Here is a 19,630-nt window from a genome sequence, read left to right as displayed (position 1 = left end):
ATCGGTCAGCGTCCGTTCGCTGTCGGTCCGTCGCTCACAGGGAGACGGCCATCATCACCTCGTCGACGTACTCGCCGTCGATCTTGTAGTGTCCCTCGCGGACCGCCTCGGTCTCCCAGCCGTAGTCTTCGAGGAATCCGATCGCCCGTTCGTTCGTCGACGGGGCGCTGTTGTAGACCTTCTCGTAGCCGTTCGCGCCGGCCCACTCGAGTCCGCGTGCGAGGAGCTGTGATCCGATCCCGTGGCCTCGATAGTCCTCGATGACGCCGACGGTGAGCTCTGCGGTGTGGCTCAGTTTTTCGAGCTCTGGCGCGTGGAGGTGAACCCAGCCGACGACGTCGTCGCCGATGGTCGCGACGAAGAACATCCGCGATTCGAGTTCGTTGTGCCGGAGCAGAGCCTCCTGGTGGTCGACCTCGTCGGCGACGCTCTCTGCTTCGATGTACGTGCCCTCCGTGGCGACCTGTCGAATCGCACCGACGATCCCGGCGAGGTCTTCCTGCCGGGCCGGCCGAATGTGGAACGTGACGTCACCGGTAGCGTGTTCCTCCTCGGCCCCCGCTTCGAGGGAGACGTGATAGTGGTCGTCGTCCATCTCGAGGTGCCCGTCCCGTTTCAGGATCGCGACGTGGTGTCTGAGCCCGCTTGGATCGACCGGAATTGCGTCTTCTAACTCCGCCATCGTGGCCGTCCCGTGGCGTTCGACGTACTGGTAGATGGCGCGGCGGTCGTCGTGACCGAACTCGAGCGTGCTGTTTAGTGACATGGCATTCGATAACCCATCCCATTACTTAACTGTTGGCCGTGCCAGCCATGCTGGCGTTCGACGGTGGTTGCCACGGCGGTGGCTGTGGACGGTGAACGCGGTTTCGATGGGAACGACGCCTCCGATGGAAGAGTGGGTGCACGGTCGCGAAACGGTTGCAGGGTCGCGAAAACTCACTCCGCCGCGAGCGGCGTGTGATCGAGTCGATACCGACGGCCGGAGGGGAGACGTTCGCGCTCGACGGACTCCACCGAGTAGAGTCGCAAATCGCGCTCCTGGCTAGTCGTGACCGGGAAGTCGTAGTGAGACGACTCGTAAGAGAGGGACGCTCCCTCGTCGCGGCGGCTGGCGACGAAGTCACGGTGGCGCGCGAGTCGGCGTCGACCGACGTCGGTCGCCATCGACTGCACCTCGCCGACGCGCTCGTCGAACACCGACACCAGTCCCTCGTCCAGTTCGACACCGATCGACGATCGCCCGGCACACATCGCCGCGAGCGAGGTCGTCCCGGTTCCCCAGAACGGATCGAGGACGGTGTCACCGTAGACGCTGTACATACAGCACAGTCGATAGGGGATCTCGAACGGGAACGCCGCAGATCGGTCGCGAGCGCCGTCGGCTCCCAGTTGCTGGAGCTCTCCGGTCACGTCGCTCCAGAGGTCCGAGAACCAGCGGTTTCGTTCCTCCCAGAAGTACGCAGCTTCGTACCGTCGGTTCGCTCCGGGTTCGAACGACCGGGAGCCGCCGGCTTTCCTGAAGATGAGCACGTGTTCGTGTTCGAGCGTGACGTAGGCGTTCGGTGCCAGCATCCCGCTTCCCATGAACTTTGCCGCGCTGTTGGTCGGTTTTCGCCAGAGGACGTCGGGGAGCGGGTCGAACCCGCGCGATTCGAAGTCGGTCGCGACCCGCGCGTGATTCTGGTAGACGCGAAATCGGTCGCCGATCGACCGCGTCGCATCGCCCACGTTGACGCAGGCGATGCCGCCGTCGACCAGCACCCGGCTAACCTCGTCCCAGACGCGAGCCAACTGATCGTGCATCAACGAAAACGCTTCGTCGCCGTCGCCCGCCTCGAGCGCCGTCTCGATCGCCGGATCCAGTTCGGCGAACAACTCGTCCCACATCTCGATCATCGGGTAGGGGGGCGAGGTGATCACCAGCTCCACGCTCTCGTCGTCGATCGACGCGAGCGACCGAGCATCGCCGACGACGACGCGGTGGGTCGTCTCCATCGGTCGAATCTGTCGGCGAGGGTCCCTTATCTCTGTCGCCACGACGGCGCAGGGTGACCGGCCCTACCCAGAGCGGACGACCCGGCCGATTGGAACGGTACCGCCGAACTGGAATCTGCTACTGCTGCGCAGCAACGGAAGCTGGTCGAAAGCAGCCGTTCCATACACCGCGAAATCGTCTGGCTCGATATATCCGACACTGAATCGTGACCCACCCGACGACACGCAGGTTCGAGTTACTCGACGACGATACAACTTGCCGGTCCCTTACGATGAATCGGACTCGGAGGTGTCCGTCTCGGACTCCCTGTTGGTGTCACCGTCCGAGGATCCTTCCTCGTGATCCGTTTCGGCATCGTCACTCATCTCGTCCGTCGACTCCGCGTCCGTGATGCGATCGCCGGCCGACTCCGTGTCGATCGATTCACTCGCGATCGTCTCGACGGCCTCCGTGGCGTCCTCGACCGGCTCTTCGAGATCGTCGATCGGTTCCCAGTCGTCGCCTCCCCGTCGACGCCAGAGGTACGCGCCAGCGCCAGCGATGGCCCCGAGCGTTAGCAGTTTGGCCAGCCGTGACCCACCCGTTTCGGTGTCATCGTCGTCAGTCTCGTCCGCGGTCGAGTCAGGCGTTTCGATCGGAAGCGACTCCGCTTCGGTCGGGACGGTCGTCGAATCGGCGGACCCAAGTACGTACCCGATCGCCGTCCCGACTGCGACTGCACCGACGGCGATGGGAACCGAGACCCCGCCTCGGGGTCCTTCCGCGTCCTCGACGGCTTCCAGTATCGACTCGCGCATCGGAGAGTCGAGTCCCGCTCCGATGGCTTCCTTCACGATCAGCTCCGGCAAACGTTGTTCGGCGGCCATACCCGCCCCTCACGACCACCGTACATAGTTTTGTGCAGCGTTTCAGGCGGGCGACGGATCTCTTCCGGTGGTAACTGGCCGTTACTCGTCTCGACCCCGACGTAGGCGGGTCCTACCCAGTGAAGACGCGACGGTGGAACGTGTTCTGACCGGCGCCACGACGGAGTACTGGTCACTGTCGGACTCGGCGTGAGTCGGACCTTCATGTCGGGTTTCGAGATGGTACCGATCGAGTAACGATACGTATTGCGTCCTTGGAATCGATATGAGCGTGCATCGCGGCACCGAATACGTCCGACGGACTGGTCGGCGGACGGGTCGGCTCACCACCGCGTTCTGGGTGGCCGTCGTCGACGCGGCAACGATCGGTGGCTGGTTCACCCTCCTGGTTCTGGAATCGCGAACGCTCTACACCGCGCTTGCAGGACTCGCCGTCCTGTGCTTCGGTGCGGTACTCAGGACCGGATTCGTGGCGTCGTCGGCGAGTCGACGCTGTGACCCGACAGATCCACTGTGGCTCTTCGTTTCCGCCCTCTACGCGGCGATCTGGGTCTTCTGGTTGCTGACCGCCGAGGCTCTCGGTGGCCGCGTTGGTGTCTTGCTCTCGGGGTGTGGGCTCGTCGTCGCTCTCCTCCTTCACTTCGGGATCAGTACTGTCCTCGCGAGACCGACGGAGCCGTTCAGTGTCCGTCGGTTGTCCGTGCAAGTGCTCACGCTGACGCCGGCACTCTCGCTCGCAGTCGGGGCGACGACCTTGCTCGGGATCGGCTGGCTCGCCGAGCCGGCGACGTACACGACGACCGCCGCGATCGCCGGCCGGACGATCGTCGTCGAACTCCACGCACTGGTTCACGGTGGGTCCGTCCTGGCGTGTTGTTCGTTCGTTGGAACGCACCGGTTGCTATCGAGGATTCGATCCTGAAGTGACGTCGCAGTCACCAGCCAGTTCTCTGTCTCACCGTCTTCACTGCTTGAGGCTGACGAAAATCGATTGGGTGGAGGATGCTGCCGTCTCTGTCTCCGCCGGCTCACTGGATCCAGGATCGTCGCTGATCGTGAGGAGTTCGTCGTCGGCGAGGTCGAGGCAGAGTTCGCGGAGCCAGTCGCGGCCGTACTCGCCATCCGGCGAGTAGTCGACGCGAACGCGCGGGCCGAGTTCGTCCAGTGTGAGTTCGTCGTACTCGCTCAATACCGAGACGACCCGACCGCGGAACTGCCGTCGGCTCCCCTCGAAGCTCGGTTGCGTGGGAACGTCGGGAGCGGTGAAATCGCCGGTCTGGTAGGCGTGACACCACTGGCGCCACGGACAGCCAGCCTCGTCGCACCGGGGTCGTTTCCCGCAGGCGACGCCGCCGAGTTCCATGATCGCGTTGTTCCAGACGCGCGACGCTCCGGCCGGCATGAGTTCGCGTGCGACGGATTCGAACGCTTCGTCGTCGTCCGGCACGTCGAACGCCCGGTAGAGCACGCGTTTGACGTTCGTGTCGACGACGGCGTCACCCGCGTTGAACGCGAAGCTGGCCACTGCGTTCGCCGTGTACGGACCGACGCCCATGAGCTCCTGTAGTTCGGTCGGCGTTTCCGGGAACGAACCGTCGTACTCCTCGGTGATCTGGGTCGCGGCTTCGTGGAGATAACGGGCGCGATTGTTGTAACCGAGGCTGTGATCGCTCCAGAACCCGACGACATCGGCCCGGTCGGCTGCCGCGAGCGACTGGGCGGTCGGCCACCGATCGAGAAACGCGTTCCAGGCGTCGACGACGCGTTCGAGCTGCGTCTGTTGGCTCATCACTTCACAGACGAGGATCGCGTACGCATCGTCGGTTTCGCGCCAGGGGAACGACCGGTGGTCGGCTTCGTACCACGCGACCAACGCCTTCCTGACGGCATCGGCGTCCGCTGGCAACCCGTAGGCGGTCTCGTCCGGCTCTCCGTCGCTCATCGAGCGGGGTTGGTGCGTGGCTCGTTTAGGGGTGACGGTCGGGGCACATCGCGAAATCCCTTTGCCGGCCGCGATAGAGTGCCCGTGTATGAGCCTCGAGATGCTTACAGACGACATCGAATCCACCGCCGCCGACCTCGGCGAGTCGCTGCCGGTCGAACTCGACCGCGAGACCCGAACCGAACTCGCTCTCCTGACCGCCGCATTAGGGCCGGAGGAGACGGACGAACTCGTCCGGCGAGCCATCCACGGACTGTTCCAGACGACCGTCGACACGGGTCGACTCGACTTCCACCTCCGGTCGGGTTACGACGTCACCTACGACGAGTACCTCTCGGGGATGACCTACGACGAAATGACTGGTGCCGATCAGTACCCACAACTCGACGACGAGCGCCGCTACCAGTTCTGAGCCGGCAGGTAACGAACGCGGACGGCGTGCTCGATGATTGAGTACCTGAAATTACACCCAGTTCAGGCCCACGAACGAAAAGTCTAGACCGGCTCTCCGTACTTACTGTCCGCCGTCGGTCGCCGCGGGAGTGACGCTGCGATCGGCGGCTTCGGCGGCTGCTTCGAACAGGTCGGCGGCGATGTCGATCTCGCGCTCGGTGACGTCGAGTGGCGGGAGGAGTCTGACGGTCCGGTGACCACAGCCGAGCGTGAGCAGTCCGCGTTCGAGTGCGGCCTTCACGACGGCTTCGCGGCGTTCTTTCTCGTCGAACTCGACGCCGATCATGAGGCCCGGACCACGCACGTCCGTGACACCGGGAAGGTTCGCGTCGACGACCGTCTCGCGGAGCTGTCGGCCACGAGCCTGGACGTTCTCGAGGAGGTTCTGTTCCTGGATGATGTCGATCGTGAGCGCCCCCTGGAAGCTCGCGAGCAGGTCGCCCGCGCCCCAGGTCGAGGAGATGCGGCCGGTCTCTTCGGGGAAGACGTCAGACCGGGAGATCGTCGCACCGACGCGCAGTCCCTTCGCGCTGGTGATCACGTCGGGCGTGAGATCGAGGTGGTCGACGCCCCACATCTTGCCGGTTCGACCCATGCCCGACTGGATCTCGTCGGCGATGACGGCGACGTCGTAGCGCTCGCGCAGCGCCTGCAGGTCGCGAGCGAACTCGGGGTGGGCGGGCCGGTAGCCGCCCTCTCCCTGGACTGGCTCTAAGATGACGTAGGCGAGTTCGTCGGCGTCGATGACGCCCTGTTTGGGGTGGAGTTTGTCGGCGAGTACGTTGCCGCCAGGGCCGTCGGTCTGCCAGCGCTGTTCGTACGCCTCGTCGGTCGACGGGTACGGGATCGAGATGACGCCCGGAATTTCGGGATAGCCCTTTCGCTGGACCGTCTTCGAGCGGTTGAGCGAGAGCGCGCCCAGTGTCCGCCCGTGGAAGGCCCCCTCGGTCGTCACACCGCGGTGGCCGCCGCGGGTGTAACAGATCTTGATGGCGTTCTCGACCGCCTCCGCGCCGGAGTTCGAGAGGAAGACGGTGTCCATGTCGTAGTGGCTCGTCAGGTCGGTGAGCCGATCCATGAGTTCCGTCGGGCCGGGCTGGTCGCTGTCTTCCGGCGGCCAGTCGCTGCTGACGTAGAAGTCCTGTCCGGCAATCTTGGTCGGGTCGGGCAGGTCGAATTCGTCGAGTTTCTTGCGGAGGGTCGGGTTGTTGTACCCGAGTGGGGCGGCGGCGACGTGACTGGTGAAATCGAGCAGGACGTTCCCGTCGACGTCCGTACAGAACGGCCCCGTCGCGGGGGCCGACGTGTCCCAGACGAAGTCGTAGACGTACGTACTCGGCGCGGAGAACTGGTGGTGGTAGTCTGCCCACTTCTCGGCCCGTGGGCCGGGCATCGTCTCGACCGACGGCTCGACAGTATCTCGGTCCATGTAACCGCTGGGAGCGACCACGCTAAAAAATATTCGTTGTGCGCGTGGACCCGTACAGCCTGAGATCCGAGGAGCGGCAACGGTGGTGTAGGCCGGGGAATAGACGGAACTACCGGTACTGTAACGGCGGGGAGACGGACCTGCCGTTACTGCACGGGGGACGAGTGGGCGACGTACTGGCTCTCCCACTCCGCTCTGGCATCGAGTTCCCGCTTGCCACGACGTGTCAGTGTATAGAAGTTCGTCCGGCGGTCTCGTTTCCCTTTTTCGACGAGCCCTTTATCGACGAGCGTGTCGAGATTCGGGTACAGTCGACCGTGGTGGATCTCCTTCTCGTAGTAGGCTTCGAGTTCTTCTTTGATCGCGAGCCCGTGCGGTTCGTCTTTCCCCGCGATGACGTAGAGCAGGTCGCGCTGGAATCCAGTCAGGTCGTACATGGGTAAGTACTACCGGTCCTTATTCTCGGAATTTTATAAATATTCCGAGTTACCGTTCCCAATGGTCGAAACTTTTCGTCTCGCGGCAGCTGTTCAGTGCGTAGGACCCCCACACTTTCACAACCATTCGTCTGGCGGCTGTAACGTCGGTTACTGATAGACGGTAACGGCTGCTCCCACCGCGACTGAAATCGTCCCGTCAGCGTCGCTCACACGAGACGATCCGTCGTTCGGCGGTCCAAGCACGGCACACCGAGCGCTGTCGCTCGCTTACTTGTCTCGAAACAGGAAAGCGACACTCGCGACCTGAAAAGGGTCGCGAGCGCGCTTGCCGCCCTGAATTGGTCCCCGCTGACGCTTCGGCCCTCCAAGCGAAGCGTCAGCTGAATCCAGCGTACCTTCGTACTTAAATGTATCGACACGCGTTCCGCAGGTCCGAACAGTTCGAGATGGTGACCATCGTCGGGATTGCCCCAGTGTGACGGGTCAGGACCGGACGGCGAGCACCTCGACGAGACGTGCAGCTCAATGCACCGGCGAGTTCTGGTTCGGGCTCCGCGTTCATTCCGTCTTTAACTGACAATACGCGTCCGATCGATGTCTCGCTCCTGTGCAGCCGACGAACCGCCGCAAGCGGGCACTCGGCTGGGTCCACTGGCTCACCCTCGTCACATGTGTTCCTCTTCGAGGACCCAGCCGAGTGCTCGCTTGTAGTACGTGAACATCTGCTTGACGCCCTCGTGACGCATCTCCTCGCTCTCCAGTTCTTCGGTCAGGAAGTCGTACTGGTCGCGGATTTCGGATTCGTCTCGCATAGACACAGGGTAGTCCCGGGTGCGTGGCCTTCAACCTGTCCGCTGTGTCGAGTCGGACCCAAAACGGCCAGCGTGTGCCAGTTCGTTGATCGCTACACGTCGCGCTTTACCGCGGTAAGCGGCTGCTTGCGATCGAGTTCACAGTCGAACGCGGGGTGTTCGATCAGGTGCCAGAGAACGGCGTGTCGCCGACTGCCTGACAGTCCCGGTCCGTCGAGGTCACTGGCAGTAATCGTCTTCGGGAGTGACGCGTAACGGTCACCCAATGCATCGAACGAGTCGAACACCTTTCTGTGGCCACTCGAGGTCGCGCCGCGGCGTTCGACGACGTATCGGCCATCGTCGCGATGGATCCCGATCGTTTTGCAGAATTCGTGCTCGTTCGGCAGTGCGTCGTCGAGCGCCCGGTAGAGTGCTCTGGCTGTCGACTCGGACAGTTCGAAGACAGAGCCGGTGACGCGAACCTCCAGCGTGGAAGACCGATCGTCGACGATCATCGACGACCTGGTTCGTCGAACGGCGATTCCATCACCGGCGAATTTCTCGATCAGGAGCGTGGGTACTCCGTGTCATCGCGTGAGGATTTTTCTCGGACCCACGTAAGCGTTCCCCTCGGGCCACTGTCGATGCGCATTTGCGTCTGGCGAGTGAACCGTCGCGTATGAAGGTACGGGGCGAGCGCGAGTGCACCGAGTGTGGGACGCGCTGGTCGTACTTCGAGACGGGCTCGGTCTCGTGTCCCGGCTGTGGCAGTCTCCGTAGTGTGGGTTCTGGCGACCGCCGCGAGCACACGGACGCGGCCGTCACGCTAGACCTCACCGACGTCCGGGCGGACGTGAACGATCGACCGCTCGTCGACGTCGTCGGGGACGCGACGGATCGGTGCCGAACGTACGTCGCCCGCCGCGGGTTCATCGCCGGTGGCGACCTGCGCCCCCTGGACGAAACCTACGTCGCGGCCCTCGAGTTGCGATCCGTTCACGGCTTGCTCGTCGGGCACCGCTCGCTGGGGGACGACGAGCAACTGTACGTTCTCAGCCTGTTGCGAGACGCCGACGACGGAACGCGACCGCCCGCAGCCGACGTGCCGCCCTCGCTGCGAGCGGCCCGAGGAATCGCGGTCGCCCGTGCTGTCACGGACTATCGACGGGCCATCACCGACTGGGCTGCTGACCGCTCGCTCGATTCGGAGACGACGACAGCGATCGAAGCGCTAGGCGACCACGCGACGCGACTCGACGGGCTCGACGGCGACGTCGATCCCGTGACTGCAGGCACCATCCTGTCGGCCACCCGATCGCTCGGCGACGCACTTCGGGGTGAGGGGAAAACTGATGCAGCCGAGATCGTCGCCCAGCTGGACGACCTGGATTACCGCGACTGAGTCTCCTTTTTTTGCTCAGTCGATCCCGCCGACACCGCTCGCCGCGTCGGGCAGGTCGTGGGCCTCGGCGTCGATCCCGAGTTCGTCGAGCGCCGCCCGCATGTGTTCGTCTTTCGCGTACTCGGCGCCATCTTCCTCACGGATGCGCTGGGTCGTCGCGAGGACCTCCGCGCGCTCGTCGTCGGGGATGTCGTACTTGTCCGTCGTGAGTTCGATCACGAGCCCGTCCTGGTCGTGCGTGTACAGTGACTGGAAGATGCCGCGATCGAAGACGTTGTAGCCCCGCCCCCCCTCGTCGAGGGCTTCCATGACCTCTTCGAACCGTTCCGGGGCGAAGCGAAAGGCGAGGTGGTGGACGGAGCCGACGCCGCCGCGCTGTGGGTTCGGGTTCGACGGCCGGTCGCCGACGAAGAAGGTGACGATTCGCCCATCGCCGGTGTCGAAGAACAGGTGGGTCTGTGAGGGATCGTCGAGGTTCGGCTGGCGAAGCACGAGGCGCATCCCGAGTACGTCGCGGTAGAACGCGATCGTGTCCTCGGCGTTCGACCCCCAGATGGTGACGTGGTCGGTCCCGGTGGTCCGCATCGGGCTGTCAGGTCGGTCCGCGCTCACGGGAATGGATTCGTCGCTCATGGGTGACTAGTGGCTCTTCGACGGGAAATAGCTGTGTCTCGCGGCACTGTCCGGGTGGCGAAACTTGCTTCCGGTCCACAGAACGAGGTATCAGTCCGGCCGGTTGTTCGGGCGAAGAATGAAGAAGCTGTCAGTACGCTTGCTCGGGCGAACGTGGCCGAGCTAGGGCAGGTCGACCTCGACGCCTTCCTGAATGCTGGCCGCCTTGACGGTGTTGTAGAGCAACATCGCGCGGGTCATCGGACCGACGCCGCCGGGGACGGGCGTGATCTTGCTCGCCTTCGGTTCGACGGCATCGAAGTCGACGTCGCCGACCAGTTCGTAGCCCTTCTCGGTGTCGGCGTCCACGCGGTTGATCCCGACGTCGATTACGACGGTTCCGTCGCTCACCATCGATTCGTCGATCATGTTGGGAACGCCGACGGCCGCCACGAGGATGTCGGCCTGGCGTGTCTTCGCCGCGAGGTCCTCGGTCCGGGAGTGACAGACCGTCACGGTCGCGTTGCCGTCGTCTGCTTTCTGTACGAGGAGGTTGGCAAGCGGCTTGCCCACGATGCGCGATCGGCCGACGATCGTCACGTCGGCGCCCTCGGTCTCGACGTCGGACGCCTCGAGCAACTTCTGGACACCGTGGGGCGTACAGGGCCGGAATCGGGCGTCGCCGGCGACGAGTCGGCCGACGTTCTCCGGGTGGAAGCCGTCGACGTCCTTTTCGGGTGCGATCCGGCGGATCACTTCGCGATAGTCGACGTGGTCCGGAACGGGATCCTGCACAAGGTAGCCGTGGACGTCGTCGTCGGCGTTCAGCGAGTCGATCGTCTCGTAGAGCGTCTCCGGATCGGCGTCGCCGTCGACGTCGATGTGGTGACCCTCGATACCGACCTCCTCGCAGTCGCGTTGCTTCATGTTCACGTAGGTCTGGCTCGCGGGATCGTCTCCCATCAGTACCGTTGCAAGTCCCGGGCGAGCGCCCGCGTCGGCCAGCGTTTCGATCGCGCCTTCCAGTTCGCTCCGGATCTCCGCGGCGACCGCGTTCCCGTCGATGTGTTCGGCCATACTGGAACCGCCGCAGGCGACCGTAAAGAAGCCTCGGCTTTGTGTTCGGGAGCGGCACTCGACGATCGCAGACGGAGTCGATCGCCGGCCCAGTGCCGGACGATCCCTACCAGTCGCCTATCATGATCGGCAACGGTTACCGCCGACGTCTAGGTTTACGGTGCTCCGCCCGTACCCTTCGCTATGAGCGATCGTCGGGTGGACGAACTGTATGCCGTCGTGACAGACCGGTTCGGCGACGGACTCCGAAGTGTCGCCGCCTACGGCGAAGACGGGATCGAGATCCGCTACATGCGCGACGACGTCGAGTCGCTGTACGACGCGGAGGACCACGGTCGGGTGTTCCGGACGCTACGCCTGGAGGCGATGGATCGGCCCACGCAGGAGTCGCTGTTCGTGCATGACGAACTCCGATGTACCTACCGGGTGTTCGATGGTGCGACTGAGATGAACGTGGCGACCTCCGAGACTGCCGGCGTGCTGGTTTCGGTCGACGCAACCCTCGCCGTGGAACTCAGGGAGACGACCGACGCCATTCTCGACGCTCTCGACTCGGACGACGGCGACGCGACAGCAAGCCTGAACGAAGATGGAGGGCCCACGGCGGAAGAGACGTCGGCCGACGTCGAGTGACATACCCGTGTCCGAAGACGAACCGGTCGATCTGTTCTCGAAATCGTGAGAAGAAACGCCGTCTGCGACGAAGGGTCGATTGCAGCCAGTCGCTACTCGTAGAGCGGGTTTGCCGCACAGAGGTCGGCGACGTCTTCACGGACAGACTCGCGGACGGTCTCGTCTTCGGGCGCATCGACGACGCGCGCGATCAACTCACCGACGAGTCGGACGTCGTCTTCGTCGAAGCCACGCGTCGTCAGCGCCGGCGTGCCGGCACGGATCCCGCTCGGATCGAACGGGCTGCGCGTCTCGTCGGGGACCGTGTTGGCGTTGAGGACGATGTCCGCGGCTTCCAGTGCGTCCTCGGCGTCGCCACCGGAGGTGTCGGGGTGGGACTCTCGCAGGTCGACGAGGACGAGGTGGTTGTCGGTGCCGCCCGAGACGAGCGAGAAGCCGTGGTCGACGAGCGTCTCCCCGAGTGCGTTCGCGTTCGCTACCGTCTGGGCGGCGTACTCCTCGAACGCGGGTTCGAGCGCCTCGCCGAACCCGACGGCTTTCCCCGCGACGTTGTGCATGAGCGGACCGCCCTGACCGCCGGGGAAGACCGCCGAATCGATGTCGTCGGCGTACGCCTCGCTCGTCATGACGATGCCGCCCCGGCCCGCCCGGATCGTCTTGTGGGTGCTCCCGGTGACGAAGTCGGCGACACCGACGGGCGAGTCGTGGACCCCTGCGGCGACGAGGCCCGTGATGTGGGCGATGTCGGCCAGGTGCAAGGCGTCGACCGTGTCGGCGACGGACTGGATCGTCTCCCACTCGATCTCGCGCGGGTACGCGGAGTACCCCGAGACGATGATGTCGGGCTCGAACGCCTCGGCCTGCTCGGCGAGCCCGTCGTAATCGATGTAGCCCGTCTCCGCATCGACCTCGTACTGTTCGACCTCGTAGAGCTGACCGGTGAAGTTCGCCGGGTGACCGTGGCTCAGGTGCCCGCCGTGATTCAGATCGAGTGAGAGGATCTTGTCGCCGGGGTCCAGCATGGCGTAGTAGACGGCCTGGTTGGCCTGTGTCCCCGAGTGGGGCTGGACGTTGACGTGCTCGGCGCCGAAGAGCTCTTTCGCCCGCTCGATGGCGAGGTTCTCGACGGTGTCTGCGTGTTCACAGCCACCGTAGTAGCGTGCCCCTGGGTAGCCTTCGGCGTACTTGTTCGTCAGGGCGCTTCCCTGCGCGCCGAGTACCGCCTCGCTGACGTGGTTCTCGCTGGCGATCATCTGCAGCGAGTTCCGCTGGCGTTCGACTTCTGCCTCCAGTGCGTCCGCCACGGCCGGATCGACGGCCCGGACAGCCTCGTGGTCCATACGCGATAGGCGGCCCGGCCAGGCCATAAGTGTACCTCTCTCGTCATCGAACGGACTGGTGTGAGTACCCACCTATGCGTCCCGTGGAACGTGTTATCTGTCTGAACTTCGTCCGATACAACTAATTAGCTTCGTGCGCATTCGCTAAGCCGAATGATCGAGTGGGAGGTGGGGGGTGACCACCTTCGGGTTGTGGACTCTGATACGACCGAACTTCTCGTCTCCGGGGACCTGCTTGACGTCGCGCGGTCCGATGCGGATATCTCTCGCCCGGTGGACGAGGTACTCTCGGGGACGGCGACGGAGCTGCGCTTCCCGCACGCCGTCGTCTACGCCCGGTCACTCGGAACGGGAACGCAGCACGAACTGCACCCGACTGGTGAGGCACTGTCGCTCCCCGCCGGCGAGTACGTGATCGACGTCGACACGGAGATCAAGACCTACGTGAGAGCGACCGGTCGAGTGCGAATCGGCCGAACCGACGACTTCGAGTCGGTCGTTATCTCGTTCCCGGACCGCCGTCGGGTCCTCCTGGGCTTCCGGAGTCGCCAGGAGTTTCCGATCGGGACGATCACCGTTCCCGAATCACCGGACGCCCTCGCAACGGCGCTTTCGTATCTATCGACCTCGCTCAAGACTACGGGTCCGGATCGATCCTATCCGACGCTTCGCGGTCACCCGCCGTTACTCTCGGTCGGTGACGAACTCGAGATCCCGGATCAGGTCAGCTCTCGCCGAAAGGAGACGGGAATCGAGATTCGGGTTCCGCCCGCATACGAGTGGCTGTTCGTCGTCGCGCCGCTGTCGTACTACCTCCAGGCGACGGTCGAGACGGCCCCGATCGACCAACCGGTGTTGCGGATTCCCGATGCGGGGATCGAGGCGTCGTTTTCGCCGTTCCCTGCCTTCGAACGCGAGGTGGAACGCTTGCTCCGGAAGGTGTTCTTCCTCGATTGTCTCGTTCGCAACGCCGGCCCGTACGGCACGCTCCTCACCGAGGCTCGACTGCTCGACGTCCTGGATCTCGACGCGACGGAACTGTACGATGCCTCGCCTGCAGAACGACTCGCGGCGTATCTTCGCGTGCCCTACGAGGCGATCGAGCATCGCCTGCCGGAGTGGCATCTGTCGATGTACGTCGACCCCGATCCCGAACTGCTGAACGTCTTACCGTTCTTGCTGGACCGCATGAGCCTGTGCTATCAGCCACGGACGACCGAACTCGAAGGGACGGAATTGGTCGAGCGGTCGCTCGACGATTTTTACCGCGGCCGTAGCACTGAGCGGTCAGAGACTGGCGTGGCGCAGCTTGATAACGGCGAGGGACGGTTCGACACGGTGGGGCTGGAGAGGAGAGAGACGCGGTCGGGGGCCGGCGAAGTCGCTTCTGTCGATATCGTCAAACCCGAGTTACGGACGGGAAGCGTTCACGGCTGGCTCGCCGACGGCGTTCCGATCGACGTCTTCAAATCGGCGCCGGAGGCGTACTACAACCGACTCGAGTACCTCGACGAACCGGCGGAACGAACGAGTATCTGTGTCGTCCTGAACGATCCCTCTATGGAGGGAGAACACGCCGACGTCGCTGACATCTACCGCGACCGATCCGAGGATCTCGCGATCGACGTCACCGTCCGCGAGGGCTGTACAGTGTCGACGCTGACGGATATTTTCGAGTCGTCGACGGACTTCGTCCACTACATCGGGCACTGTGAAGACGACGGGCTCCGGTGTTCGGACGGGTATTTCTCGGCGGCGAGCCTGGACCAGTGTTCGGTCGAGACGTTCTTCCTGAACGCCTGCGGCTCGTATTACGAGGGGCGAACCCTCCTCGAGCGCGGGAGCGTCGCTGGAGCGGTCACGTTCAGACAGGTGCTGAACGACCACGCCGTGAAGGTTGGCTCGATGTTCGCCAAACTGCTCGTCAACGGCTTCAGTATCGAACGAGCACTCGCCCTCGCACGACGGCGGATCATGATGGGGAAAGATTACGCGGTCGTCGGCGACGGCACACACACGCTCACACAGGGTGAGCACCGAACGCCGACCACGATCACGCTCGAATCGCTCGCCGATGGACAGTACCACGTCACCCTCGAGTGCTACGCGACGCACGTGACCGGCTCGTACTACGTTCCCCACGTCGACGACAACGAGTACGCGTCGCTCTGTGGGAATCAGACCGATTTCATCCTCGATCGACCGACGGTCGCGACGTTTCTCGCAGAATCGGCCGCGCCCGTGATATACGACGGAGACCTGTACTGGTCACAGGGACTGGCCCGACAGCTCTCGACCGACGAGCGGTCTCCGTAAGTCGGCGGCTGTGGTGAGTTCGAGGGTAGAGGGAGAAGGTTCCCTCGGCCTTCGGGCCGTCGAGGATGTTACGGGCCGCCGTAGGAACTGACGCGTTTCATCGAAATTGCTAGCAGTGAATCGAGGGCGTCGTCCGTCAGCCACCGGGACAGTCGCGGCAGTTTTCGGAGTCGGTCACCGCGTTCAGCGGTGAACACGGTCGTCGGGGACGTAATTCGCCGTTCGTGGCAAGGACTGTGAGTGCCACCCATAGGGATTCGGCTGTTTGGCCGTTAGTTATTTAAAGATACCTGAAGATGTCTTCATCGTTACAGTATGTATTTTTGACTTGTACTGAGAACGTGGGTTCGTTACCCGTATCAGGCCATCTACCATCTAATTTCTACCTCTGATTCCAGATGCCATCACAGAATTCAACGGTCGAGGACGTTTCATTGGGGCTCGTGTGAAACTTACCGCCTGAGAGGGGCCATCAAAATTAAGTACTCACGGGCCGCTTACTTCTCAATAGGCATGGATTCGAATTTACTGAATCGTCAGATTGACGATATCGTCGAAACGGTACTGTCAGAAACTAGTGGAGACGTCTACATGGTCAACCCGTCGTGGGACGCGATCGAGGATTTCGTCTCGGTCGCTACGGAGTACGACGGTGACCTCCCGATGGTCCACATGCTCGCCGACGAGCGGACGCTGAAGGACGTCATGGACGACTTCATCGTCGCGAGTAACGCGGCGGACCTCATCGACGAGGACGCCCTCGCGCTCCGAACGCTCGAGGAGACACCTGAAAACTCGCTTCTCGTGACAGAAGACGCCGTCATCGCGATCGTCCACGCCGCCGACCGCGTCGGTGGGCTCGTCTCGAACGACGACGAGTTCGTCGCGGCGACGACCGAGACCTACGCCGACCGCTGGGACGACGCCGAGGACTTCAACCTCCGCACGCCGCCGATCACGCGCGTCCGAGAGACGCTCTCGGACGAGATCAGTCCCGAGGCCGAGGAAGACTTCAGTTCGATCCTCGACTCGCTCGAGACGGCCCGCGGCGACGGCGACGGCCTCGACGAAGTGACGATCTCGCTGCTCGTCGCGGCGCGAAACGAAGCGCTGCTCTACGACATCAGCAAGTGGGGCGAGGACGTCGGCATCGCCTCGAAGGCGACGTTCAGCCGCACGAAGACGAAGCTCGAGGACATGGGTCTAATCGACACGGAGAAGGTTCCGATCGACGTCGGTCGCCCACGCCTGCGCCTCAAGATCGGCGACGACCGCCTCGCCGAAGCCGACAACGGGCAGCTGGCGACGGTCGCCCAGAGCATGCTCACGTAGAACCGAACGCAGGCACCCCACGAATCGGGTATTCCAGTGCCCGTCCGCGAGTGTTCCACTCGCGTGCGCAGCCACGATCGCGCGATCGCCGCGAATCGATCGTTTTCTTCGGATCAGATAACGTGAACGTCGAGCCACCGGTACGTGATTGGTGACGTCGGGGCGAACGCAATCCCCAAGTTACCGGCCCACCTCGATCGGATCATGTACGAAGCCGTCACGATCGACTCCGACGGCGCGTCGTTCGATCTCGTCGTCGATCGTGCGGCGACGTTCGAATACGACGGGGTCGTCGTCCGGAACGCGGACTCGCTGCCGGAGGGTGCACTCGACGATCGGGCGATCGACGCCGTCGACGCGACGACGATTCGGACTGCTGACCCGCAGGCGGCCAGTGGTGCCGTCGGTAACGCCCGATCGGATCACACGCTCGTGCTCCTCGAGGGTGGGTCGCCGGAGATGAACCGGTTCGCCGTCGAAGCCGAGAAGGTCGACGTGCTCACCCGACCAATGAGTCGGGATGGTGACGTCAATCACGTGATGGCGAAGGCGGCGGCGACGAACGGTGTCCGACTGGAGTGCAATCTCGGTGGTATCCTTCGACGCACCGGCGGGCGGCGCGTCAGGGCGATCCAGTCGCTTCGCAAGCTCTACGAACTCGTCGAGTACTACGACGCCCCGTACGTGGTGAGTGCCGGGGCGTCTTCTCACCTGGAGCTTCGAGCGCCACGGGAGCTGTGTGCCGTCGGGGAACAACTCGGTCTTCCCAGTGGGTGGGTCAGTGAGGGGCTTGCCGAGTGGGGCCGACTCGCGTCGCGAAATCGTCACGTCCGGTCCGAGTCTTTCATTGAGCCGGGGGTCGAACGGGGTCGATATGAAACGGACCGTTGACGAACACGCCGCCAGATTCGACGAGGTAGCCGGCGAGTACGACGACTCGAAGACGCCCGAGTACCGCGCCTGTGCCGACCTCGTCGTCGAACACGCTGCCCCCTCGTCCGACGACGTCGTTCTCGACCTCGGCACCGGAACGGGAGCGATCGCACTGGCGCTCGCGGGGGAGGCGAAACGTGTCGTCGGACGAGACGTTAGCGAGGGGATGATGGACGAAGCTCGATCGAAAGCTGCCGACGCCGGGATCGAGAACACGTCGTTCGGTCACGGCACCTTCCGTGACCCGGCCTACGAGGGGCCGGCGTCGATCGTCGTCTCGAACTTTGCGATGCACCACCTGAACGACGCCGAAAAGCGCGAGGCGATCGAACGGATCGCGGCGTCCGATCCCGATCGATTCGTTCTCGGTGACGTGATGTTCTTCGGCGAGCCGGACCCGGAGGAACCGTTCTACGCGCCCGAAGTCGACGATCCGGCGACCGTCGGCCACCTCGTCGACGTCCTGACGGACGTCGGGTTCGTGGTGACGGCCGCCGAACGGGTTCACGACCAGGTCGGCGTCCTCGTCGCCGAACGCCCATGGTCCGACGAGACCGTTGCATGAAGCACCTTCCCAAACACCTCCGACCACGTTGGCGCTACCTGTCCGTCGGCCTGGAAACGCCACCCGGTGAATCGGTTGCACGCCGAAGTTTCCAGCGCGAGTGCTGGTACGCCGCGCAGAACTTACTCGGCGATCCGGGGAGCGCCGCCGCCGATCTCACGGTCGTCGCGTTCGAGTTCGGTGGTTCCGACGGGGGAACCTCTGGTTCGACCGAGGAGACAGGGGCCAAAGGCGAGTTCGGCGAAGCGCTGGTTCGCGTCAGGCGTGGTGAGACGGACCCGGCCAGAGCGGCACTGGCCTGTATCGACAGTATCGACGACGTCCCCGTCGGCGTCCACGTCAGGGGCGTCAGCGGGACGATTCGAGCCGCCCGGAATTCGTTCCTCGAACTGGCGTGACCGACCCGAGCCGAGAACGGTCCTGTTTTCCGACGTGTGGCGACGGGATCGATGTCGATCACTCGCCGGTGCGGCGGTGTCGTCCGCGGCGACGTCACCCTGGTAAGAAAACTATTTAGGACGCGATGGGCAACGGTTTACCGAGAGAAACGTCGTGTCCGGAACCGACTGTGCGTCAGTGCCGTCGTTGCCTCCATCAGCTGACGGTCAGATCGCCGACGACACGACAGACCTCGATCTAGCGTGATACTATGCAGGGACAAGCCCAACAGCAGGCCTACGACCGTGGCATCACGATCTTCTCACCTGATGGTCGACTGTATCAGGTCGAGTACGCCCGTGAGGCCGTCAAGCGCGGAACGGCGAGTATCGGCATCAGAACGAGCGACGGCGTCGTTCTCGCCGTCGACAAGCGCATTCCGTCGCCGCTTCTCGAGGACTCCTCCGTCGAGAAGATCCACAAGGCCGACGACCACGTCGGCATCGCGAGCGCCGGCCACGTGGCCGACGCCCGCCAACTGATCGACTTCGCCCGCCGCCAGGCCCAGGTCAACCAGCTGCGCTACGGCGAACCCATCGGTGTCGAGGGGCTGACGAAGGAGATCACCGACCACATCCAGCAGTACACGCAGGTCGGCGGCGCTCGACCGTTCGGCGTCGCGCTGATCGTCGGCGGGATCGAGAACGGCGAGCCGCGACTCTTCGAAACGGACCCGTCCGGCACGCCCTACGAGTGGAAGGCACTCGCGGTCGGTGCCGATCGCGGCGAACTGCAGGACTACCTAGAGGAACATTACGACGACGAGGCCGAACTCGACGACGGCATCAGCCTCGCACTCGACGCACTGGCGTCGGTCAACGACGGTTCCTTGCTTCCCTCGGAAGTCGGCCTCGCGACGGTCGACGTCGAGACCGAAACGTTCGACGTCTTCGACCAGGATCGTATCGCGGACAAACTCGAGGATACGGATCTCCTCGCCGATCCTGACGCCGAAGACGACGACGAGTAGCGACTCGCGCGTTCGGTCGATTTTCGCCGGGTAGTCGTCCCGAATAGCATCGTCGGCCGCGGTTCGATGATATCGTCGGCTGTCGAGAG

Annotated in this window: 20 protein-coding genes and 1 pseudogene; 10 read left to right on the top strand and 11 right to left on the bottom strand. The window is 63.8% G+C overall.

The window, feature by feature from the left end; translation table 11 throughout:
- Nucleotides 1–34: 34 nt before the first annotated feature.
- From HALRU_RS08695 to HALRU_RS08685, 3 genes are all read right to left on the bottom strand, one after another.
- Nucleotides 35–766, bottom strand: coding sequence for a GNAT family N-acetyltransferase (locus tag HALRU_RS08695; RefSeq protein ID WP_015301024.1), 732 nt, complete (start codon nucleotides 764–766; stop codon nucleotides 35–37).
- A gap of 173 nt (nucleotides 767–939) precedes the next feature.
- Nucleotides 940–1,998 carry a DNA-methyltransferase gene (locus HALRU_RS08690; RefSeq protein ID WP_015301023.1) on the bottom strand — a complete coding sequence of 353 codons (1,059 nt, stop codon included), beginning with the start codon at nucleotides 1,996–1,998 and terminating at the stop codon, nucleotides 940–942.
- Between the two features lie 267 nt (nucleotides 1,999–2,265).
- Nucleotides 2,266–2,865, bottom strand: coding sequence for a hypothetical protein (locus tag HALRU_RS08685; RefSeq protein WP_015301022.1), 600 nt, complete (start codon nucleotides 2,863–2,865; stop codon nucleotides 2,266–2,268).
- Nucleotides 2,866–3,130: 265 nt separating this feature from the next.
- On the opposite strand from HALRU_RS08685, the gene HALRU_RS08680 reads away from it, so the two are divergent.
- Entirely contained in the window at nucleotides 3,131–3,787 is a 657-nt protein-coding gene (locus tag HALRU_RS08680) for a hypothetical protein (RefSeq protein WP_015301021.1), read from the top strand.
- Between the two features lie 42 nt (nucleotides 3,788–3,829).
- Here the strand turns inward: HALRU_RS08680 and HALRU_RS08675 are convergent, their stop codons facing one another.
- Nucleotides 3,830–4,807, bottom strand: coding sequence for an A/G-specific adenine glycosylase (locus HALRU_RS08675; RefSeq protein ID WP_015301020.1), 978 nt, complete (start codon nucleotides 4,805–4,807; stop codon nucleotides 3,830–3,832).
- Nucleotides 4,808–4,895: 88 nt separating this feature from the next.
- On the opposite strand from HALRU_RS08675, the gene HALRU_RS08670 reads away from it, so the two are divergent.
- Nucleotides 4,896–5,219, top strand: a complete 324-nt coding sequence (locus tag HALRU_RS08670; RefSeq protein WP_007704641.1) for a hypothetical protein — start codon at nucleotides 4,896–4,898, stop codon at nucleotides 5,217–5,219.
- A gap of 102 nt (nucleotides 5,220–5,321) precedes the next feature.
- On the opposite strand, the gene HALRU_RS08665 is transcribed toward HALRU_RS08670, so the two are convergent.
- From HALRU_RS08665 to HALRU_RS08655, 4 genes are all read right to left on the bottom strand, one after another.
- Nucleotides 5,322–6,689 (bottom strand): aminotransferase class III-fold pyridoxal phosphate-dependent enzyme, encoded by a 1,368-nt coding sequence (locus tag HALRU_RS08665; RefSeq protein WP_015301019.1) that lies wholly within the window; start codon nucleotides 6,687–6,689, stop codon nucleotides 5,322–5,324.
- Nucleotides 6,690–6,835: 146 nt separating this feature from the next.
- On the bottom strand, nucleotides 6,836–7,126 hold the full coding sequence (locus tag HALRU_RS08660; protein WP_007704648.1) for a PadR family transcriptional regulator: 291 nt from the start codon (nucleotides 7,124–7,126) through the stop codon (nucleotides 6,836–6,838).
- A gap of 668 nt (nucleotides 7,127–7,794) precedes the next feature.
- Nucleotides 7,795–7,941 (bottom strand): hypothetical protein, encoded by a 147-nt coding sequence (locus tag HALRU_RS15700; RefSeq protein ID WP_015301018.1) that lies wholly within the window; start codon nucleotides 7,939–7,941, stop codon nucleotides 7,795–7,797.
- Nucleotides 7,942–8,033: 92 nt separating this feature from the next.
- A complete protein-coding gene (locus HALRU_RS08655; protein ID WP_015301017.1) occupies nucleotides 8,034–8,438 on the bottom strand; it encodes a DUF7528 family protein in 405 nt (134 codons plus the stop codon).
- A 164-nt stretch (nucleotides 8,439–8,602) separates the two neighbouring features.
- On the opposite strand from HALRU_RS08655, the gene HALRU_RS08650 reads away from it, so the two are divergent.
- Nucleotides 8,603–9,325, top strand: a complete 723-nt coding sequence (locus HALRU_RS08650) for a DUF7117 family protein (protein ID WP_015301016.1) — start codon at nucleotides 8,603–8,605, stop codon at nucleotides 9,323–9,325.
- 15 nt (nucleotides 9,326–9,340) lie between these two features.
- Here HALRU_RS08650 and HALRU_RS08645 read toward each other — a convergent pair whose 3' ends face one another.
- Together HALRU_RS08645 and folD are read right to left on the bottom strand one after the other, a co-directional pair.
- Nucleotides 9,341–9,958, bottom strand: a complete 618-nt coding sequence (locus tag HALRU_RS08645) for a VOC family protein (RefSeq protein WP_015301015.1) — start codon at nucleotides 9,956–9,958, stop codon at nucleotides 9,341–9,343.
- A 162-nt stretch (nucleotides 9,959–10,120) separates the two neighbouring features.
- Nucleotides 10,121–11,014, bottom strand: coding sequence for a bifunctional methylenetetrahydrofolate dehydrogenase/methenyltetrahydrofolate cyclohydrolase FolD (gene folD / locus HALRU_RS08640; protein ID WP_015301014.1), 894 nt, complete (start codon nucleotides 11,012–11,014; stop codon nucleotides 10,121–10,123).
- A gap of 183 nt (nucleotides 11,015–11,197) precedes the next feature.
- On the opposite strand from folD, the gene HALRU_RS08635 reads away from it, so the two are divergent.
- A complete protein-coding gene (locus tag HALRU_RS08635; RefSeq protein ID WP_015301013.1) occupies nucleotides 11,198–11,647 on the top strand; it encodes a hypothetical protein in 450 nt (149 codons plus the stop codon).
- Between the two features lie 92 nt (nucleotides 11,648–11,739).
- Here the strand turns inward: HALRU_RS08635 and glyA are convergent, their stop codons facing one another.
- The gene (glyA, locus tag HALRU_RS08630; RefSeq protein ID WP_015301012.1) at nucleotides 11,740–12,987 is read right to left on the bottom strand and encodes a serine hydroxymethyltransferase; all 1,248 of its coding nucleotides are present in this window, start codon (nucleotides 12,985–12,987) and stop codon (nucleotides 11,740–11,742) included.
- A 153-nt stretch (nucleotides 12,988–13,140) separates the two neighbouring features.
- Here glyA and HALRU_RS08625 point away from each other — a divergent pair, with 153 nt between their 5' ends.
- The 6 genes and pseudogenes from HALRU_RS08625 to psmA all read left to right on the top strand — a co-directional run bounded on the left by HALRU_RS08625 (nucleotide 13,141) and on the right by psmA (nucleotide 19,541).
- Complete coding sequence (locus tag HALRU_RS08625) at nucleotides 13,141–15,303, top strand: hypothetical protein (protein ID WP_015301011.1); 2,163 nt, start codon at nucleotides 13,141–13,143, stop codon at nucleotides 15,301–15,303.
- A gap of 513 nt (nucleotides 15,304–15,816) precedes the next feature.
- Nucleotides 15,817–16,635 (top strand): transcriptional regulator TbsP, encoded by an 819-nt coding sequence (gene tbsP, locus HALRU_RS08620; protein WP_015301009.1) that lies wholly within the window; start codon nucleotides 15,817–15,819, stop codon nucleotides 16,633–16,635.
- A 204-nt stretch (nucleotides 16,636–16,839) separates the two neighbouring features.
- Nucleotides 16,840–17,526 carry an RNase P subunit p30 family protein gene (locus tag HALRU_RS08615; RefSeq protein WP_148680480.1) on the top strand — a complete coding sequence of 229 codons (687 nt, stop codon included), beginning with the start codon at nucleotides 16,840–16,842 and terminating at the stop codon, nucleotides 17,524–17,526.
- On the top strand, nucleotides 17,510–18,133 hold the full coding sequence (locus HALRU_RS08610) for a class I SAM-dependent methyltransferase (RefSeq protein ID WP_015301007.1): 624 nt from the start codon (nucleotides 17,510–17,512) through the stop codon (nucleotides 18,131–18,133). Before HALRU_RS08615 ends, HALRU_RS08610 begins: the two co-directional genes overlap by 17 nt.
- Nucleotides 18,130–18,637 (top strand): annotated as a pseudogene (locus tag HALRU_RS08605) (Rpp14/Pop5 family protein). Before HALRU_RS08610 ends, HALRU_RS08605 begins: the two are co-directional and overlap by 4 nt.
- A 145-nt stretch (nucleotides 18,638–18,782) precedes the next feature.
- Nucleotides 18,783–19,541 carry an archaeal proteasome endopeptidase complex subunit alpha gene (gene psmA, locus HALRU_RS08600; RefSeq protein ID WP_015301005.1) on the top strand — a complete coding sequence of 253 codons (759 nt, stop codon included), beginning with the start codon at nucleotides 18,783–18,785 and terminating at the stop codon, nucleotides 19,539–19,541.
- Nucleotides 19,542–19,630 lie beyond the last annotated feature (89 nt).

Source organism: Halovivax ruber XH-70 (genome assembly GCF_000328525.1).
Lineage (GTDB): Archaea > Halobacteriota > Halobacteria > Halobacteriales > Natrialbaceae > Halovivax > Halovivax ruber.
The sequence above is the reverse complement of the archived record's forward strand: the minus strand, read 5'-3'. Positions and strand labels throughout refer to the sequence as shown.

Excerpts from the sequence above, each read along its gene's own strand:
- HALRU_RS08635 (WP_015301013.1), top strand. The coding sequence starts at position 11,198 with ATGAGCGATCGTCGGGTGGACGAACTGTATGCCGTCGTGACAGACCGG.
- HALRU_RS08690 (WP_015301023.1), bottom strand. The coding sequence starts at position 1,998 with ATGGAGACGACCCACCGCGTCGTCGTCGGCGATGCTCGGTCGCTCGCG.
- glyA (WP_015301012.1), bottom strand. The coding sequence starts at position 12,987 with ATGGACCACGAGGCTGTCCGGGCCGTCGATCCGGCCGTGGCGGACGCA.
- HALRU_RS08645 (WP_015301015.1), bottom strand. The coding sequence starts at position 9,958 with ATGAGCGACGAATCCATTCCCGTGAGCGCGGACCGACCTGACAGCCCG.
- psmA (WP_015301005.1), top strand. The coding sequence starts at position 18,783 with ATGCAGGGACAAGCCCAACAGCAGGCCTACGACCGTGGCATCACGATC.
- HALRU_RS15700 (WP_015301018.1), bottom strand. The coding sequence starts at position 7,941 with ATGCGAGACGAATCCGAAATCCGCGACCAGTACGACTTCCTGACCGAA.
- HALRU_RS08670 (WP_007704641.1), top strand. The coding sequence starts at position 4,896 with ATGAGCCTCGAGATGCTTACAGACGACATCGAATCCACCGCCGCCGAC.
- HALRU_RS08650 (WP_015301016.1), top strand. The coding sequence starts at position 8,603 with ATGAAGGTACGGGGCGAGCGCGAGTGCACCGAGTGTGGGACGCGCTGG.
- HALRU_RS08680 (WP_015301021.1), top strand. The coding sequence starts at position 3,131 with ATGAGCGTGCATCGCGGCACCGAATACGTCCGACGGACTGGTCGGCGG.
- HALRU_RS08660 (WP_007704648.1), bottom strand. The coding sequence starts at position 7,126 with ATGTACGACCTGACTGGATTCCAGCGCGACCTGCTCTACGTCATCGCG.
- HALRU_RS08625 (WP_015301011.1), top strand. The coding sequence starts at position 13,141 with ATGATCGAGTGGGAGGTGGGGGGTGACCACCTTCGGGTTGTGGACTCT.
- HALRU_RS08675 (WP_015301020.1), bottom strand. The coding sequence starts at position 4,807 with ATGAGCGACGGAGAGCCGGACGAGACCGCCTACGGGTTGCCAGCGGAC.
- tbsP (WP_015301009.1), top strand. The coding sequence starts at position 15,817 with ATGGATTCGAATTTACTGAATCGTCAGATTGACGATATCGTCGAAACG.
- HALRU_RS08655 (WP_015301017.1), bottom strand. The coding sequence starts at position 8,438 with ATGATCGTCGACGATCGGTCTTCCACGCTGGAGGTTCGCGTCACCGGC.
- HALRU_RS08685 (WP_015301022.1), bottom strand. The coding sequence starts at position 2,865 with ATGGCCGCCGAACAACGTTTGCCGGAGCTGATCGTGAAGGAAGCCATC.
- HALRU_RS08615 (WP_148680480.1), top strand. The coding sequence starts at position 16,840 with ATGTACGAAGCCGTCACGATCGACTCCGACGGCGCGTCGTTCGATCTC.
- HALRU_RS08695 (WP_015301024.1), bottom strand. The coding sequence starts at position 766 with ATGTCACTAAACAGCACGCTCGAGTTCGGTCACGACGACCGCCGCGCC.
- folD (WP_015301014.1), bottom strand. The coding sequence starts at position 11,014 with ATGGCCGAACACATCGACGGGAACGCGGTCGCCGCGGAGATCCGGAGC.
- HALRU_RS08665 (WP_015301019.1), bottom strand. The coding sequence starts at position 6,689 with ATGGACCGAGATACTGTCGAGCCGTCGGTCGAGACGATGCCCGGCCCA.
- HALRU_RS08610 (WP_015301007.1), top strand. The coding sequence starts at position 17,510 with ATGAAACGGACCGTTGACGAACACGCCGCCAGATTCGACGAGGTAGCC.